Annotated in this window: 12 protein-coding genes; 7 read left to right on the forward strand and 5 right to left on the reverse strand. The window is 54.3% G+C overall.

What is annotated here, in order from left to right; translation table 11 throughout:
- The first annotated feature begins 26 nt into the window (after positions 1 to 26).
- On the forward strand, positions 27 to 491 hold the full coding sequence (locus G4V39_RS06580) for a hypothetical protein (RefSeq protein WP_166032164.1): 465 nt from the start codon (positions 27 to 29) through the stop codon (positions 489 to 491).
- Here the strand turns inward: G4V39_RS06580 and uvrA are convergent, their stop codons facing one another.
- From uvrA to extJ, 5 genes are all read right to left on the reverse strand, one after another.
- The gene (gene uvrA, locus G4V39_RS11385; protein ID WP_166032165.1) at positions 492 to 5,717 is read right to left on the reverse strand and encodes an excinuclease ABC subunit UvrA; all 5,226 of its coding nucleotides are present in this window, start codon (positions 5,715 to 5,717) and stop codon (positions 492 to 494) included.
- Between the two features lie 36 nt (positions 5,718 to 5,753).
- On the reverse strand, positions 5,754 to 6,692 hold the full coding sequence (gene fabD, locus G4V39_RS06590) for an ACP S-malonyltransferase (RefSeq protein WP_166032166.1): 939 nt from the start codon (positions 6,690 to 6,692) through the stop codon (positions 5,754 to 5,756).
- Positions 6,692 to 7,132: a glycine cleavage system protein GcvH gene (gcvH, locus tag G4V39_RS06595; protein ID WP_166032167.1), complete on the reverse strand. Its 441-nt coding sequence runs from the start codon at positions 7,130 to 7,132 to the stop codon at positions 6,692 to 6,694. The genes fabD and gcvH overlap by 1 nt, the downstream gene beginning before the upstream one ends.
- An 89-nt stretch (positions 7,133 to 7,221) precedes the next feature.
- Positions 7,222 to 8,190 (reverse strand): GTP 3',8-cyclase MoaA, encoded by a 969-nt coding sequence (gene moaA / locus G4V39_RS06600; protein ID WP_166032168.1) that lies wholly within the window; start codon positions 8,188 to 8,190, stop codon positions 7,222 to 7,224.
- 108 nt (positions 8,191 to 8,298) lie between these two features.
- Complete coding sequence (gene extJ / locus G4V39_RS06605) at positions 8,299 to 8,508, reverse strand: selenite/tellurite reduction operon protein ExtJ (RefSeq protein WP_166032169.1); 210 nt, start codon at positions 8,506 to 8,508, stop codon at positions 8,299 to 8,301.
- A 166-nt stretch (positions 8,509 to 8,674) separates the two neighbouring features.
- On the opposite strand from extJ, the gene G4V39_RS06610 reads away from it, so the two are divergent.
- The 6 genes from G4V39_RS06610 to G4V39_RS06635 are packed head-to-tail and all read left to right on the forward strand — an operon-like array spanning position 8,675 to position 17,416.
- The gene (locus G4V39_RS06610; RefSeq protein ID WP_210412034.1) at positions 8,675 to 10,459 is read left to right on the forward strand and encodes an ATP-binding protein; all 1,785 of its coding nucleotides are present in this window, start codon (positions 8,675 to 8,677) and stop codon (positions 10,457 to 10,459) included.
- A complete protein-coding gene (locus tag G4V39_RS06615; protein ID WP_166032171.1) occupies positions 10,446 to 10,946 on the forward strand; it encodes a metallophosphoesterase family protein in 501 nt (166 codons plus the stop codon). The genes G4V39_RS06610 and G4V39_RS06615 overlap by 14 nt, the downstream gene beginning before the upstream one ends.
- A 3-nt stretch (positions 10,947 to 10,949) precedes the next feature.
- Positions 10,950 to 11,447 carry an HIT family protein gene (locus G4V39_RS06620; RefSeq protein WP_166032172.1) on the forward strand — a complete coding sequence of 166 codons (498 nt, stop codon included), beginning with the start codon at positions 10,950 to 10,952 and terminating at the stop codon, positions 11,445 to 11,447.
- On the forward strand, positions 11,437 to 13,965 hold the full coding sequence (locus tag G4V39_RS06625) for a UvrD-helicase domain-containing protein (RefSeq protein ID WP_166032173.1): 2,529 nt from the start codon (positions 11,437 to 11,439) through the stop codon (positions 13,963 to 13,965). The genes G4V39_RS06620 and G4V39_RS06625 overlap by 11 nt, the downstream gene beginning before the upstream one ends.
- On the forward strand, positions 13,962 to 14,516 hold the full coding sequence (locus G4V39_RS06630; RefSeq protein WP_166032174.1) for a hypothetical protein: 555 nt from the start codon (positions 13,962 to 13,964) through the stop codon (positions 14,514 to 14,516). Before G4V39_RS06625 ends, G4V39_RS06630 begins: the two co-directional genes overlap by 4 nt.
- On the forward strand, positions 14,513 to 17,416 hold the full coding sequence (locus G4V39_RS06635; protein WP_166032175.1) for a PD-(D/E)XK nuclease family protein: 2,904 nt from the start codon (positions 14,513 to 14,515) through the stop codon (positions 17,414 to 17,416). Before G4V39_RS06630 ends, G4V39_RS06635 begins: the two co-directional genes overlap by 4 nt.
- The last annotated feature ends 49 nt before the right edge of the window (positions 17,417 to 17,465 follow it).

Consider the following 17,465-nt stretch of genomic DNA (forward strand, 5'->3'; position numbering starts at 1 on the left):
CTGGATATCAAGGCTATATAATGAGCATGATGCAGAGTAAGGTTACCGATCGCGCTCCGGTAATGTTCCTGCTGGCCGGTGGCCGGATTATGGTCGCTCTGGTGGGGTGGAACCGACAATTTGAAACCCTCCAGTATGTGTTGGAGAAGAAGGAGCACATCCCGGTAGAGTGCCCTGTTTTTCTCAAGTTTGCCTCTACAGAGAGCGGACAGGCCCTGCTTGATTTTGATCTCTCTCTTCTTCAGTGTCTTAAGCCCCCGGATTTTCATTTTCTTCTTAACCGCAATCAGATCCTTGGCTTCACGGAGGCCAAGTACATCTTTCCCCATGTCATCCAGCAATACTCACTGCTTATCAAGCAGATAGGCTTCTTGCCCGAGCCACTCAAGGCTGATCCCTCTCCCAAACCGACGTTGGTGGAGAAGGATGAAGGGAAGATAGTCCCTTTACGTTTCCGTCGGGAAGAAGAGGAAGATAACCAAGAAGACTAATTACCTCCTGGTTTCTAGGTATCGTCGTAGGAACCGGGCCGTGGGCGTGTCCTGATAGACGAATTCCTCTGGAGGCCCCTGGAAGAGAACCTTACCCCCCTTGCGTCCGCCCCCGGGGCCGAGGTCTATGATCCAGTCCGCCTCCTTGATGACCTCCAGGTTGTGTTCGATCACCACCACCGTATCCCCTCGATCAACCAGTCGGTGAAGAAGCCCCAGGAGACAGGCGATATCAGCCAGATGAAGTCCGGTGGTGGGTTCATCAAGGACTATAAGCGTCCCCCCTCCCGAACGCTTAACGAATTCATGAGCCAACTTTATGCGCTGGGCCTCTCCCCCAGATAGTGTTGGGCTGGCCTGCCCCAGGGTGAGATAGCCGAGTCCCAGACGTTGAAGGATCTCCAGTTTATGGGCCAGACTGGGGACAGCGGCGAAGAACTCGGCGGCCTCGGCCACGGTTAGAGCCAGCACCTGGGCGATATTTTTCCCTTTGTAGTGGACAGAGAGAGTCTCAGGATTGTAACGGGCTCCGTTGCAGGCCTCACAGGGGATATAGATCTCTGGCAAAAAGCGCATCTCTACCTTGATGCGTCCTTGTCCCTGGCAATGAGGACAGCGTCCTTCGGGTAGATTGAAGGAGAAACGTCGGGGGGAAAATCCTTTAGCTCGAGCCTCTGGGGTTTCGGCAAAAAGACGGCGGATATCATCCATAAGCCCTACGTAAGTGGCCGGAGTGGAGCGGGGGGTGCGGCCAATAGGGCTATGATCTACCTCCAGGATCCGGAGAATCTGTTCGTGGCCGACAATTTCTTGACAACCGATAGGAGAAAGACCGGTCTTGAGACGTTTAAGTGAGGCGTATAAGACTTCCAAAAGGAGGGTAGATTTGCCACTACCTGAGGGGCCGGTAAGACATATCAGGGTTTTGAGGGGCAGAGAGACGTTAATTCCCTTGAGGTTTCGGGCCCGGGCTTTTCTTATCTCCAGCTGACCCTCTCCTTGGCGTCTTCGAGAGGTCAGGTGATAACGACTTTGATCGGCTAAAAACCGTCCGGTAAGGGAGCGAGGCTCCCGCAGGATATCTTCTAAGCGTCCCTGGGCGACAATTTGACCTCCTTGGCGTCCGCCCCCGGGGCCGAGGTCGATGATCCAGTCCGCCTCCCGAATGGTCTCCTCGTCGTGTTCTACGACGCATATGGTGTTGCCTCGGTCCCGAAGTTGCTTAAGGGCCCTGATAAGAAGGAGATTATCTTGAGGATGAAGACCAACGGTGGGCTCATCAAGCACGTAGCAGACACCGGTAAGATTAGAGCCCAGTTCAGCGGCCAGCCGGACCCGCTGGGCCTCTCCTCCGGAGAGGGAGTCTCCGCTACGGTCAAGTTCCAGGTAAGAGAGCCCCACCTGGCAGAGAAACTCCAGCTTAGCCTGGATTTCTCTCACCAGAGGGACGGCAACAGGGAGTTGACGGCCTCGGAAGCGGAGGCCCCTTATCCACCTAAGGGCCTCTTCGGCTGACATCCGGCTGACTTCAGCGATGCTTAACCCCTCTATTCGCCAGGCCAGAGCCTCTGCTCGGAGCCGGCTTCCCCCACAAGAGGGACACGTCTTGCCGGCCTGGTTCCCCAGCCCACCACACTGCGGACAGGCCCCGGCTTCGGTATTAAAGGAAAACAACAGGGGATCTGGTTCGCTGAGGGAGAGACGGCAGTCCGGGCAATAGAGATGCTGGCTAAGGTGTATTTCCTTCTGGCCATCGCTGACTATGGCCTCTCCGCTCCCCTCTTTAAGGGCTAGTTCTATGGCTGCACGTAGCCCGGCCGCCCTGGATTCAGAGGCCACCAGGCGGGCCACCTCTACCTCAATTTGGTGCTCCCGGTAACGGGAAAGCTCCGGGATGGGAGGAACCTTGAGCATCCGGCCATCTACCCGTACCCAGTTATAGCCGGCCTTTAGAGCGGCTTCAAAAACCGCTCGATGGAAGCCTTTTCGGCGTCGAACCTTGGGAGAGAGTAAAGAGATCTCCTGGCTGGAGAAGGCATCCAGAATTCGGGTTAGCATTTCCTCCACTCGCTGGGCCTCCAAAGGCCGACTGCAGCGAGGACAGAAGGGCCGGGATAGCCGGGCAAATAGAAGCCGGAGGTAGTGATAGACTTCAGTAATGGTGCCCACGGTGGAGCGAGGTCCGGCCCGGCTGGTCCGCTGTTCTATGGCCACCGTCGGAGGTAGGCCGCGTATAAGGTCCACTTCTGGGCGTTCATGGAGGGGAATGAACTGACGGATATAGGTTGAGAGACACTCCAGGTAGCGACGCTGTCCCTCTACGAAGATAGTATCAAAGGCCAGGGTGGATTTGCCGCTACCCGAAGGCCCGGTGAAGACCACCAGTCGCCCCCGGGGGATGGTAAGATCCAGCCCCTGGAGGTTGTGATGTCTGGCGCCTCGGATCTCTATCCCCCGGGGAGCCGGGGGCAAGACGGTGGTCTTTAAGGGAGAAGGACGAAGGCCGGAGAAAAGGTATTTCTTTAAGGCCCGGCCAGTGGGGCAATCCTGGCTGGCTATCTCCTCTGGAGGACCTTGGGCAACTAAGTAGCCTCCTTCTTCACCTGCTCCGGGTCCCAACTCGATGACCCAATCAGCCGCGGCGATGACATCCAGGTGATGTTCGATAACATAGACCGAATTGCCGGCCTCTACCAGGGACCTTAGGGCCTGGATAAGCCGTTCAACGTCGTCAAGGTGGAGGCCGACGGTGGGCTCATCTAGCAGGAAGAGATGACCGGAATCTTGGCGGAAGAAGAGCTCCCGGGCCAACTTAAGACGCTGAGCTTCTCCGCCGGAGAGGGTGTTTAAGGGCTGGCCCAGACGTAGATACCCCAGACCGATAGAGATCATGCCCCGAAGGAGCGGTTCTATTTTTGGCTCTCCGGCAAAGAACTCGGCGGCCTCGGTTACGGTGAGGGAGAGAATGTCGGCGATATTTTTCCCCTGGTAATGGACCGAAAGAATCTCCGGTCTGAAGCGGAGACCGTGGCAGGCCGGGCAAGGGAGAAAAATATCAGACAAAAACTGCATCTCGATACGCTCATATCCCTGGCCTTCACAGAGAGGGCACCGTCCCAGAGGAGAGTTGAAGGAAAAATGGCTGGCGGTAAAACCCCTCTGGCGGGCCTCCGGACTCCGGGCCAGGAGGTGCCGGATGGATTGGTAAATCTTAAGGTAGGTTGCCAGATTGCCGCGGGGTGTGCGTCCTAATGGGGACTGATCAATGAGGACAACCTCATTGATCTTTTCTGCCCCTTCAAGGCTTGAAAAGGCTCCCGGTGGATCGGTGGCTCGCCCCTTAAGACGGGAGAGACCGCGATAGAGAGTGAGCTCAAGGAGCGTGGATTTGCCACTGCCGGAGGGGCCGGTAAGGCAGACAAGAAGCCCTAGGGGCAAAGAAAGGTTGAGGTTTTTAAGATTATTTTCTCTGGCCCCTCGGAGTCTGAGGAATTCTCGGGCCCTACGCCGGGGTCCGGATGATGGTCTTATCTTCAGGCGTTTTCTGAGGGCCTTTCCGGTGGGAGATGGGGCCTTCAGTAATCCTTCGGGTGGGCCCTCATAGACGATTCTCCCGCCCTCTTCTCCGGCCCCAGGTCCCAGTTCAATAAGGTGATCTGCCGAAAGGAGGATAGAGGGGTCATGTTCAATAACTACAGCCGTGTTGCCGCTGGCGGCCAGCCGGCGGACCAGTTCTACCACCCGATGGGTGTCTTGGGCATGAAGTCCTCGGGTTGGCTCATCAAGTACGTAGAGGGTTTCTACCAGATCTGAAGACAGGGCCTGAGTCAGAAGAACTCGGGCCACCTCTCCACCAGAGAGAGTCCGGGATGGACGATCCAGGGTAAGGTAAGGGAGGCCTACATCTTGAAGATAACGAAGGCGGCGCCAGATTTCCTCCACCAAGGTGGCTGTGGCTCGATCAAGGCCTTGGGAGTCGAGACTTTCTATAAATTTCAAGGCCTCGGCAATGCTTTGTCTCTGGAACTCTCCTATATCCTTTCCGGCCAGGCGATACCAGCGGGCCTCGGGGCGGAAACGGCTTCCTCCGCAGGCCGGACACGGCAGGTAGGCCCGATAACGGGCCAGCAGAATGCGCACATGGGCTTTGTAGCGTTTTGTTTCCAGCCAGTTGAATATTCCCTTCAAACCGTACCATTGACCATCACCGTAGATTATTTTTTCCTGAATCTCTGGGGGGAGATCCTCAAAGGGTAGGTCTAGAGGGATTCCCTTTTCCTCACACCACTCAAAAAACTCCTCTCGATCCTCCCAGGCCGAAGGCATTTCCAGGATGGTGATGGCCCCCTCAGCCAATGATTTTCGGCCGTCGGGGATGACCAGATTCCAGTCAATATCAATAATTCGGCCAAAGCCTCGACATTGAGGACAGGCCCCCGCAGGGCTATTGAAGGAGAAGAGGTTTGGTTGGGGAGGAGGGAAATCCAGGTTGCAGTAAGGGCAGCGTCGCTTCTGGCTGAAACGCTTCTCCTCATAAGGCAGATGAACTCCCGCCTCTCCCTGGCCTACCCGATAGGCCTCCTCCAGAGACTGAACCAATCTGGAGAAAACTTCCGGTTTAAGCCGAAGACGATCGATGACGATCTCTATCTCTTTGGCCTCGGGGACCTCTGAGATCTCCCTAATTTGTCCCTGATAATAGGCCCGAAAGTAGCCGGCGGTAAGGAGCCCTTCGCGAAGCAGGGGAAAGCTCTGGCGGACCCTTACCCGGGCGGTAATAATGGCTGGCTGTCCGGAGGCCTCGGAAAGAAGCTGATGGGCAGCCTCATCCGGAGAGAGTTTTCTTACCGGACGCCCACAGGAGGGACAGAAGAGGATGGCCTCCCGGAAATACAGGAGTTTCAGAAAATGGTTGATCTCTGTAAGGGTGCCTACTGTGGAACGGGAACTCTTTACCGGATTGACCTGCTCAATGGCAATGGCCGGGGGAATGGCCTCGATGGATTCCACCTGGGGACGAGGGAGACGTTCTAAAAATTGGCGCACATAAGTGGAGAAGGTCTCCACGTAGCGCCGCTGCCCTTCGGCGTAAAGGGTGTCCAGGGCCAAGCTGGATTTACCGGCTCCAGAAGGGCCGGATATAACGCTTACCTTATAGAGGGGCAGGGTAAGGTTGAAGCCTTTGAGATTGTTCTGGCGAACACCAAACAGCCGGATAGCCTTCATGAGTAAAGGCTACTCTACACCCAAGGGTTGGCCAATCTATCTTTGGTCGGTTAGTGTCTCCTTAAGGGCGGCAATGCCTGCCGGGTCTTCCACTTGATGGATCCGGACCCCAGGGAGGATCTTTTTAATGAGGTTACTGAGGACCTTTTTGGGCCCCACCTCTACAAAAGTGGTTACCCCAGCTTTGGCCATGTTTTGGATTAGCTCCACCCAGCGGACAGAAGAGGAGATCTGCCGGGCCATAATGGCCTTGATGGCCTGGGGATCAGACTCACTCTGGGCCGTAACGTTGAAATAGATGGATATCTTTGGGGGAGAAAAGGTGATTCCCTCCAGAGCCCTCTGGAAGTCTTTTTCGGCGGCGGCCATAAGTGGGCTGTGATAGGCCCCGCTTACCTTGAGCCTGATCGCCCGGGCCTTGCGCCGGGAGGCCTCTGTGGCTACGGCCTCAACTGCCGCTACCTCACCAGTAATGACAATCTGTTCCGGGGAGTTGAAGTTGGCCACCGCTACCACGCCTTTATCTTTGGCCTTCTCCACCAAGGCCTCAAGTTCCGAAGCAGGAAGACCAATTATGGCATACATGGCCCCGGGGGATCTTTGGGCCTCCCGCTCCATGAGTTCTCCCCGGAGTTTTACCAAGTAAAAGGTCTGAGGCAGGCTTACCACCCCGGCGGCATAAAGGGCCGAGTACTCACCTAAGCTGTGGCCAGCCACTGCTTGGGGAAAAAGCCCTTCAGACTCTAAGGCCGCCAGAATGGCCAGATTGACAGCGGTGAGGGCCGGCTGAAGGTGGACCGTCTTGGTAAGCTCACCAAGGGGGCCTTCCAGGATGAGCCTTTTTAGAGGAAGAGAGGTGGTCTCTTCGGCTACTTTAAGAACTTCTTGGGCCTGGGGATAGGTTTCCAGGATTTTCTGCCCCATGCCCACGTATTGGGACCCCTGGCCGGGAAAGACAAAGGCCAATTTAGACATTATTCCTCCTCTTCAAAGATCTCCAGGGCCTCATCTTCCTCCTCCTCGGGGAGTTCCTGCCCCTCAACAAAGTCTTCGTACTCATCGGCTCCCATGAGATCTTCAAGCTCTTCAGGATCGGAGAGTTTTATCTTAATGAGCCATCCCTCGTCGTAAGGATCTTCGTTGATGATCTCCGGGGCGTCAATAATGGCCTCGTTGATCTCCAGGACCTGACCGCTCACCGGGGCAAGAAGGTCGACCACCTTGCGGGTGGACTCTAAGCTTCCAAAGGCCTCATCTTTGGTCATTTCTTCTCCTTCTTCCGGGAGCTCTATATCGATGATCTCCCCCAGGATACGCCGTCCTACAGAGGTGAGACCGATACGGGCCTTGTTCTTGCCCTCCCGCTTAAGCCACAGATGCCCCTCAGAGTAGAGCAAACCCTCTGGTATCTGCATAAGAGGTTCCTCCTTCTCGGGTTTGTGAGTTAATAGCCCTCTCAGGGGCCTTTAGTCAATGAGAAGCTGTTTGGCAAGAGAAAATGAAACTAACCGCCGATGCTGGTCATGGAACGATGGGGCCCTCCCTCCCTGGTGCGGGAGGCAGGCTTGGCCCTTAAGGCCTTTCGAAAGGCAAAGGCTATCTCCTCCTCTCCTCCTCCACTACGAAGGACGGTTCGCAGGTCTATTTCCTGGTCAGAGAAGAGGCAGGGCCTTAGATGTCCTTCGGGGGTGAGACGAAGACGATTGCAACGGTGGCAGAAGGCATGGCTTTGGGAGCTGATAAAGCCTATAGTCCCTGGAGCCCCCGGAAGGCGAAAGACCTTCGCGGGCCCGGTACCCCGGACGATGGCTGGCTCAAGAGGGCCTAGATCCTCTAGAAGATGACGGATCTCTTCTTCGGGGACAAACAAGTTCTCAGCCCAGGAAGTTTCCTCTCCGATGGGCATGAACTCAATGAATCTTATGTGAAAAGGGGCCTTAAGGCTTAAGGAGGCCAGAGCCGGAATCTCTTTATGGTTTACCCCACGCATGACCACGACGTTGACTTTAACTGGTGAAAGGCCGGCCTCAAGGGCGGCAAAAAGGCCCCTGAGGACCTGTTTTAGGCCGTCAACCCCGGTTATTTCTTTGAAAGTTTGGGGATTTAGGCTGTCGAGACTGACGTTGACCCTTTTGAGTCCGGCTGTCTTTAGATCTTGGGCCATTTGGGCCAAGAAAAAACCATTGGTGGTTAAGGCCAGATCCTCAAAGCCCAGGTCGGCTAAACGTTCTAGGAGTCGGAGTACCTCCCGACGAATGAGAGGTTCTCCACCGGTAAGCCTTAGACGGGAGATTCCCAACTTTCGGGCCACAGAGAGAATAGTAAGGAGCTCTTCGTAGGAGAGAATAGCCTCTGGTGGCAGCCAGTTGAAGTTCTTCTGGGGGCGGCAGTAACGGCAACGAAAGTTACAACGATCGGTGAGGGAGACGCGAAGATAATTTATCTGGCGACCGAATGGATCTTTGAAAGCCACTGCCTCCTCCAGAATCTTTATTTATCCCAGATTACGGCAGCCGTCATCCCTCCAAAAGTAAAAAAAGGGGGCAAAACGCCCCCTTTTTTGAAAAACTTTAGGAAGAAATTAACAACCTTCTACCGCTTTGGTCTTCTTGGCCTTAACAGTTACTTTGGTGCCCTCTTTAATCTTACACTTGCCCTTGAGGTGGATGACCATCTCTTCTCCTTCGATCTTAACGACCTTTCCTTTGCAACGCTTGGCGGCCAAGGCCATGCCACTTGAGCCCATCATGAAGGTGGTAGCCAGAACAAAAGCCAGGACTTTCTTTTTCATGATAAACCTCCTTATAGGATTTTGGGTATTTTACATTTGCAACAAAGGGTTGCCGTTTTTCTAGTTACAATGAGACGATTGTTCCAGTCAAGCACAATCGCAAAGGCTCGGCTCCTTGAAAGGCCACTTCCGGCCATGTTACTCTCTTTTTAAAATGAATTCTAATTTGCCTACCCCAAACCAGGCAGCCACTAAAATTGTGGTTCTGACCAGTGATGATCACCTGATTCAGGCCCTGAAGGGCCTGGGCGAAGGGGTCTATTTCACTCAGGACTCTGAAAGGTGTCTTCATAACCTGGGTCATGTAGATCTTATCCTCCTTGATCTAGAAACTATTTCTGGTGCCCTTTCAGAAATAAGAAAAATGCAATGGTTGTGCCCAGAGACACCAATCATTGTTTTTGTCTCGGCCAAGAGGCGTCATCTGGCCGCCGAGGCCCTCAGTGAAGGGGCCTGGACTTATCTCCTTAAGCCTCTTGAGCTGCAAGAATTGCAGCCCCTGGTGCAACAGGGACTCCGCTATCGAGAGTTGGTCCGTTTTAAGCGGCAGTGTCAGGTGACATTAGAGTGGCATCATCTACGTCTTATCCACCTCCTTCAGCTAACCACCAGGCTTTCTACGGCCTTTCTCAAGGCCAGCGATCGTGATGAACTGCTGGGAGCCATTTTAGTTGGTATTACCGTGGGCGAAGGGCTGGGGTTTAATCGGGCCTTTCTCTGTTTGGTTGACGAAAAAGAAAGAATCCTTAAGGGCGAGATGGCCATTGGCCCCTCTAGCCCGGAGGAGGCCAGTCAGATCTGGGCCGAGATAGATCGTCGCCGACCGTCTCTTTTTGAAATCCTCCACGACTACCGGCGGGTAGCCCGGGATCCAAACCTGCGGGTTAACCAGTTGGTGAAAAATATCCGGGTTCCCCTGAAGGAAGAGGACCACCTTCTTGTCCGCTGTCTGCGAGAAAAAAGGCCCTACAGTTTTACCCAGGGGCAGCGCAATGGTCAGGGCTTCAATGAGTTGGTGGAGATTCTAGGGGTGGAAGAATTTGCCTTGGTCCCCCTGGTCTCTTATGAGAGAGAATATGGCCTGATTATTACCGATAATTTTGTCACTAGACGGCCTATTAGCCAACATGATCTCGAATTTCTTCAGCTTTTTGCCACGCTGGCCACCCTGGGGCTGGAGAAGATCCATACCTGTCAGGTACTTACCGCTCAGATTCGGAGCCTGGAAGAACTCAATCGCCAGCTGGAGGAAAACAAACGCCTTCTGGTAGAAGCCGAACGTTTTCGGGCCATTGGCCAGACTATCTCCCGTTTTCTTCACGAGATACGCAATCCCCTTTCCAGCCTGGCCGGTCTGGCCCGGCGTCTTAAGGAAAAGGGCCGGGTGGAGAATCTGGATCATTATTTAGAGGTTATTGTCCATGAGGCCGAACGCCTGGAACTTCTCCTTAAAGATATCAGCCATTTTGTTGTTCCCACCACCTTTAAACCTCGATCCACCGACCTTCCCTCTCTGGTAGAGGAGGTCCTGGGGCTTTTAGGGCGGGAGCTGGCAGAGGCCAATATAGTCCTTAAGAAGGACTATCAGGTGGATAACCTCACCGTCTTTTTGGATCCCGACCGCTTCAAAGAGGCCCTCATCCATCTGGTGATGAACGCCATTGAGGCCATGCCTGAAGGGGGGCAGCTTACGGTTCGTATCTGGCCCGAAGACAACCACGCCACCATAGAGGTGGCCGACACCGGCTGGGGCATCCCTAAGGCCCTGGTAAAGAAGGTGGGAGAGCCCTTCTTTACCACCAAGACTCATGGCACGGGGCTGGGGCTTTCTATCGCTAAAAGGGCCCTGGAACTCCATGGGGCCAGATTCTGTATCTATCCAAACACCCCTGCCGGCACCCGGGTTATTGTTCAGCTCCCTCTCAAGGAGGAAGAACATGGAGGGGCTTGAAATCGGGGTTCTCTCCGATACCCATCTCTCGGGAGTCTCCCCGGAGTTGCGAGAGCTGGCCGAGACCTACTTTCTGGATTGTCCTGTCATTCTTCATGCCGGTGATCTTGTAGAACCTGAGGTTCTTGAAGTCTTCCAGGGCAAAGAGGTCTATGCCGTCTCTGGCAACATGGATTCTCCTCGAGTGCGGGCTAGTTACCCACCGAAGAGGGTCCTTGAGATAGCCGGCTATCGTTTGGGTCTGGTTCACGGGTGGGGAGGCCGGGGAGACCTTGAAGAACGAATCCTCTCCCTTTTTCCCGAAGGGGTAGATATCATTATCTACGGGCACAGTCATGTGCCGGTTTTCCATCGGCGTCAGGGAATCTATCTTTTTAATCTGGGGAGTTTTTCCCCCTTGGCTCGCCGTCCCAGTTTTGGCCTTCTTCGTCTGGGAGAAGGAATTGATGGCCGGATAATCTATTTTCCTTTCGAAAGCTGGAGGTAAAAGATGAAGGTTCTCTGGGCTCCGTGGCGAATGGAGTATGTCCTGGGCCAGAAGGAGCCGGGGTGTCCGTTTTGCCCGGCGGAGGTTGATCTTCCTGATGAAGATCGGCTTATCCTTTATGCCGATTCCCAGACCCTGGTGATCATGAACAAGTTTCCTTACAACACCGGTCATCTCTTGGTCTGCCCTCGGCGTCATGTTCCAGAGCTCCACGATCTTGGCGATCAGGAACTTTTAGCCCTTCAGAAGATGGTTCGAGATTGTTTGGAAATTCTCAGAAAGGTAATGCAGCCTGATGGCTTCAATGTGGGGCTTAATCTGGGCCGGGTGGCCGGGGCAGGAATCCCTGAGCACCTTCACTATCAGATCGTTCCCCGCTGGCAGGGAGATGTGAACTTCATGACAGTCTTTGCTGATATTCGGGTGGTTCCGGAACATATCCTGGCTACCTATCGTCGTCTGTTCCCCCACTTTGAAAAGCTGAGGTCGCATGCCGACTAACCTCCCCGTTCCCCATGTCCTCCAGATAAGGGCCTCTGCCGGGGCCGGTAAGACCTATCAGCTCACCAGGCAGTATTTGCGCCTCCTCAAAGGGCTGGGCTCTCCGACTCCGGAAGCGCTTCGTTCTCTGGTGGCCATCACCTTTACTAATGTGGCCGCGGCCGAGATGAAGGAAAGGATCATCTCCTCCCTTAAGGAGATGATCCTTTCCACCCCGGAGGGGAAGGATCTTTCTCGGGCCACCGGTCTTTCTCCTCGGGAGGCCGAGAGCTGGCTGGAGACTATCCTCCGCTACTACGGCGACCTCCAGATCCGGACTATCGACAGCCTGGTCTTTACCATTCTCAAGGCCGTAGCCTTTGAGCTTGGCCTCCGACCAGATCTAGAGGCCGAATTAAGGGAAGACCAGCTTCTGGCCCGGGCCTTCGATCGCCTTCTGCTAGAGGCGGGAGAGGGTGAGAAGGAGCTGGAGAGACTCTTTCGTCAGGTTCTGACTACCTTTTTAGAGCTGGAAAACCTTGGGGGGTTTAATCCCGAAGGCAAGATTCGCTTTCGTCTCCTGACCCTTTTTCGTCAGGAGATACGCAAAGGTCCGGCGGATTCCCCATGGGGGCCATCAAGCTTAAAGGCTCTCGAGGAGGAGCTCTGCCGTTTGGGTCAAGAGCTTACAGAAAAAGTGCGGGAGCATGGCGGAACTTTTAAATACCCCGCCTATGGCTGGGAGAAGATGTTCCAAGACCCCCTCCGAAACCTGAAGGCCACCCCTTTTAAAAAGGACTCTCTGGCCGAGGTGATCAAGGCTCCCAGGGAGGTTATCGATAGGCTATCCCCCCTTTATGAGGCCTTTAGGCAGGCCTTTGACGCCTATCTTCTGGCCAGGGCCGTGGAGAGGCTGGCCCCCTATATGAAACTTTACGCCCGTCTCAAGGAGGAACTAGAGACCATTCGTCAAGAAGAGGGCCTTATCCATGGTGGCGGCTGGCTGGAGCTGATAAAGGAGGCCCTTTCTAAGGGATGGACTCCCCACATATACTGCAAGTTGGGGGCTCGTCTGCGTCATTTTCTGATAGATGAGTTTCAGGACACGAGCCGGGCCCAGTGGGAAGCCTTAGAGGCCCTTATTGTTAATTGTCTGGCCGAAGGCGGGAGTCTGGTCTATGTCGGTGACACCAAGCAGGCTATTTACGTCTGGCGTGGGGGGGACTCAGAGCTTTTTCAGGAAGTCCCGCAGAGTCTTCCTGCAGATGCCTACCGTTTAGATCTTCCCTACAACTGGCGCTCCTGTCGGGAGATTGTTGAATTCAACAACCGTATCTTTTCCCTTCTGGCCGAGGAGGAGATGGCCCTTTGGGTGGCCAAAGGACTTCTTTATGGGACAAAACCCCCACGGGGCGTAGATCCCTACGCTAGCCACCTGGCAGCCCGGATTAAGCAAACCTTTGATGGTGCGGTCCAGCAGCTACCACCTGAAGCCCCGGAAGGGGGGAAAATCAGGCTCTATCAGGTTAAAGAGGAAGAGGCTATCCGGGGTCTTCTGGAAGAGATGCTCCCGTCAAGTTTTGAAAAGTACGGTCAAGTGGCCCTTTTAGTGCGTTCCAACAAACAGGCCGAGAGGCTTTCTACCTGGACCTTTGAGATGGGGCTCCCTACAGTAACCGAAAACGCCCTTAGATTGGCTGGCTCCCCTCTCATTCAATCTTTAACCGCCCTTTTACGCTTTTTGGAATACCCTCTGGATAATGTCGCTCTGGCCGGTGTTCTTTTAGGTGGGCTTCTGCCAGAGACCCCTGCGGAGGAAGTTCTCCGAGACTTCCTCGTCTCCTGGCAGAGAGGAAGGGGAGCCTTAGAAGAATATGAAGGGGCAGGCACCAACGTTTCCCTCTATGGTTATCTCAAGAATGACCGTTTTAAAAAGGATTTTTCCGGTGTTGCAGACCGTCTGGAGGCCTTTCTCGGAAGGGTAGGCCGGGTTTCCACCTATGACCTGATACGGGGAATCTTTGATGAACTCGATCTTTGGCGGCGCTTTCCGGCAGAGACAGCCTTTGCCCGGAGATTTTTGGAGCTGGTGCTTCGCTACGAGGAAGAAGAAGGCGGTGATGTCTCGGGGTTTCTGGACTTTTGGCGTCAGGGTGGTGGTAGAGAGCGGCTGGGCTTTCCGGAAGGTCTTTCGGCAGTTCGTATAATGACCATTCATGCCGCTAAGGGACTGGAATTTCCGGCGGTTTTCCTCCCCTTTCCCCATTGGAAGATAAGATTTGATCCGTTGGTACGTCTTGATGATGGTCGCTTAGGATACGCTACCTCCCCCTATTCTCAGAAAATTCGGGCCTCTCTGATGGCCGCTAAAATCTCCCAGGCCCTAGAGGCCCTCAATCTTCTCTATGTGGCTCTGACCAGGGCCAAGAGGGAATTGGTCGTCTTTTTCCTTTCCTCTCCAAAGAGGCAAGGGTTTGATATCGGTAAGGTTCTTTGGCGTCTTATAAAAGAGGCCGGCTACTTCATAGAAGAAACATGAATATCAAACTTCTTATTGATTATCAGCCTCTGGAAATCTGGGGAGAGAAGGGAAGAGAGGTCCTGGAGGGAGAATGGATCCACCAGGCTCTCTATTTCCTGGAACGTTTTCCCCCTTCAACCAGTCCGGAGGAAATACAGACCGCTGTGGACAGGGCTTTGGATCAGGTGGCTGTTTTCTGTCCGAATCATTCAAGGTTTGAGCAAAGTCGGCAGAGGCTCTTGGAGATCCTCACCGGGGCCCTTGTCTGGCTTCGGGAGGCCGTTTTAGAGCGACCGGAGTGGAACTTTTTCTTCTTTGGACCCGAGGTGCCGGTATTGTGTGAATATGAAATTATGGAAGTGGGAAGGAACAAGACTCATCTTTACCGCCTGGACCGTCTGGTCCTCTTCCCCAAAGAGACCATCTTGGTGGACTTCAAGCTTCATGAGGAACGCAAGGAAGATCAAGCGCAGGTAAAAAGATATCGACGGCTGGCCACTCAGATATTTGGTCCGGTAAGGGCCTTTCTGTTTTATCTCGTTCCGCCGCGGCTGAAGGAGATCCCATGAAAACCGTGATCCGGGTTATCCCCCCGGGAGGGAACCTCCTCCAACATTTGGCCCGGGAAATCCTTGATGGCTATCCTTCGGGAAGGCGTCACCTTGTCACCGTAGTTTTTCCCAGCCGTCGGGCCGGCCTTTTTTTCCGGGAGTACCTTAAGAGACTAAACGGTGCCGGTCCTCTTGACCTGCCACGCATCTACGCCGTCAGGGATCTTTTCCTGGAGCTCTCTGCCAGACTTGAACCCCGGAGGCTTCTTCCCCCCCTGGATCAGGCCTGGATCCTTTGGGATATCTGTCGCCAGCGCCGGCCTTTTTTCCGCTTGGCGGAGACTTTTGATCGCTTTCTACCCTGGGGACTCCGGCTGGCCGAAGTCTTTGAGGAGTTAGATCGGGAGCTGGTAGAGGCCCGGAATCTTCTTTACCCTCCAGAGGATCTTCCGGCCGAGGCCCGAACTCTCTTGGAACATCTGGGAGATATTAAGGCCCTCTATGAGAAGCGTCTGGATCAAGAGGGCCTGAGCACCGAGGCCCGGGCCCTTCGGCTTTTGGCCGAAAGAAGCCGGGAGCTTTCTTTTCCCGCGGGGCCCCTTTACCTTGCCGGATTTTTTGCCCTCACCCGGGCCGAGGAGAAGCTCTTTTCTTACTGGCTCTCTCAAGGAGCCAAACTATACTGGGAAGATAATCCGGCGGAACTTCAGCCTATCCTCAGACGACAGCTGAAGACCTTTCGGGCCAGTCTGGAGGTGATAGAATTCCCAGAAAAGGCCTCTCCTCGGGTGACCTTCCATGAGGCCCCGGATCTTCACCATGAACTGGCGGCTCTAGAGGAGCTGATCCCCTCACAGATTTCCAACCCTGAAGAGGTGGTCATTATTCTTGGCTCCCTGGGGGGCCTTATCCCCCTTCTTCACTCCCTCCCTGAGGCCCTTCCAGTAAACATTACTCTCGGCTATCCCCTGCACCGGACAGCCCTGGGAACACTACTTCGGCTGCTGGTGGCCCTTCAGGAAAGACGTCACAAGGGACGCTATCATGTGCCGGATTATTTGCGGCTCCTAAAACATCCTTACATTAAGTCCCTATCTTTTGCCGGCAAAAAGATGTGGTCTCTCTTTCATCTTCTGGAGCAACAGCTTCGTTACCGGGGAAGCCTCTATTTGGCTCTTAAGGATATTGAGTCCCTCTTCTCTCTTCAGGGTGACGTGGATCTTTCCTGGGAAGATTTTGAACCGACTGAGGCCGCAGAGGCTGTGGCTCGGTTCCATCAGTGGATAATTTCTCCCTGGGAGGCCATAGAGACCACCAGGGATCTGGCCCGGGTGGTTCGGGAGACCATTGTCTGGACAACCCAAAGGGTTGATCTGGCCCGGTCACCCTCAGAGCCCCTGTCCAGGGGGCCAGAAGTCTTCTGGGCCTCCCGGCCGGAGGAGCTCCTGGAGAGGGCTTTTGTGGCCGGTGTGGAAAGGGAGCTTCTTCCTCTTTTAGAATCTGCCTTCTTTGCCCGGGAGCCACTTAGACCAAAGACGCTTTTCCGCCTCCTGAAAGAAGTCCTCCTTCACCTGCGGGCCCCCTTTGAAGGGCACCCCTTGAAGGGACTTCAGGTAATGGGGCTTTTGGAGAGCCGACTTCTCTGTTTCGAGAAGGTGATCGTTCTCGATGCCAATGAGGGGGATCTACCCTCAGCGGGAGAGATTAATCCCCTTTTGCCGGAGGCTGTAAGGCCGGCTTTGGGGCTTCCTCCACGTCAGAGAGAGGAGGAAATAGAGGCCTATCACTTTCGGCGACTTATCCAGGCGGCCAAAGAGGCCCATCTTTTTTATCAAAGTGCCGTCTCGGCGGCCAGCTTTCTGGGTAAGAAGGTCCGCAGTCGCTTTGTAGAACAGCTTCTCTGGGAACAAGAGAAGGCCGCCGGTCAGATGTTGACGGCAAAGATTAGGACCTCTCCTCTGAATCTTGAGCCAGCCGCTTTGAGAAGGCCGGAGTTTCAGGGCAAGGGGCGGGCCGAAAAGGAGGCCGTGGAGGCCCTTTTTAACCGGGAAGCCGTCTCGGCCACCATGCTCAACACCTATCTTACTTGCCCGGTAAAGTTTTACTTCCGTTATGTTGTTGGTCTTGCTCCTGGTCAGGAGGTGGCCCAATATGATGCCACGGAGATGGGGAACTTAATTCACCAGGCCCTGGAGAACTACTTTTCGTCGTTTAAGGGACGTCTCTACCAGCCTCAAAAGGACAACAACCCCCAGGAGCTGAAAAGTATCTTCCGGAAATTATTTGAGAACTCTTCTCTGGCCCAGCGTTTGGGGGCCGAAAGAAGATTTTTTGTTTTAGAGACGGCGCTATTCAGACTTCAGCGCTATCTTGAGTTTCTGAAGCGAAAAGGGCCCTTTGAGATCCTGGACGTGGAGAAAACGTTGGATCGAAAAATCCATGGTTACCGTTTTACCGGACGGCTTGATCGCCTCGACCGCTGCCAAGATCAGCTAGTTGTCGTCGATTACAAAACCGGGGCCTACCTTCCTGCCATAACCCAGCAGGCCAAAGAACAGCTCCTTGTTTTTAGCCCCCCGAGGTCTCTGGAGGCGGCCGGCTGGCGGCAGTTGCGGCAGTGTCTGCCTGATATTCAGCTCTTTCTCTATCTTTATCTTTGTGACGATCTGGAGAGAGACAAGAATGCTGTATTTATCCATTTGGCCGCCGGCAGAGAAGACAACCTGGAGCAACCCCTTTTTAGGGAGAGGGATTTCTCTATAGGGCTTGCCCACAGGCTTATGAAGGAGGCCTTTCCCCGGGCCCTTATCTATCTTCTGGAACATATCCTTGAGGCTCCGGCCTTTTATGCTACCGAGGAGGCCGAATATTGCCGCTTTTGTGATTTTCGCCTCGCCTGTCTATGTGCCAGAGTCTAAACAAGGCTAGAGCTTGTCGGTCAAAAGAGGTATAAAGTCAGCCACAGAC

This window comes from Thermosulfuriphilus ammonigenes, assembly GCF_011207455.1.
Taxonomy (GTDB): domain Bacteria; phylum Desulfobacterota; class Thermodesulfobacteria; order Thermodesulfobacteriales; family ST65; genus Thermosulfuriphilus; species Thermosulfuriphilus ammonigenes.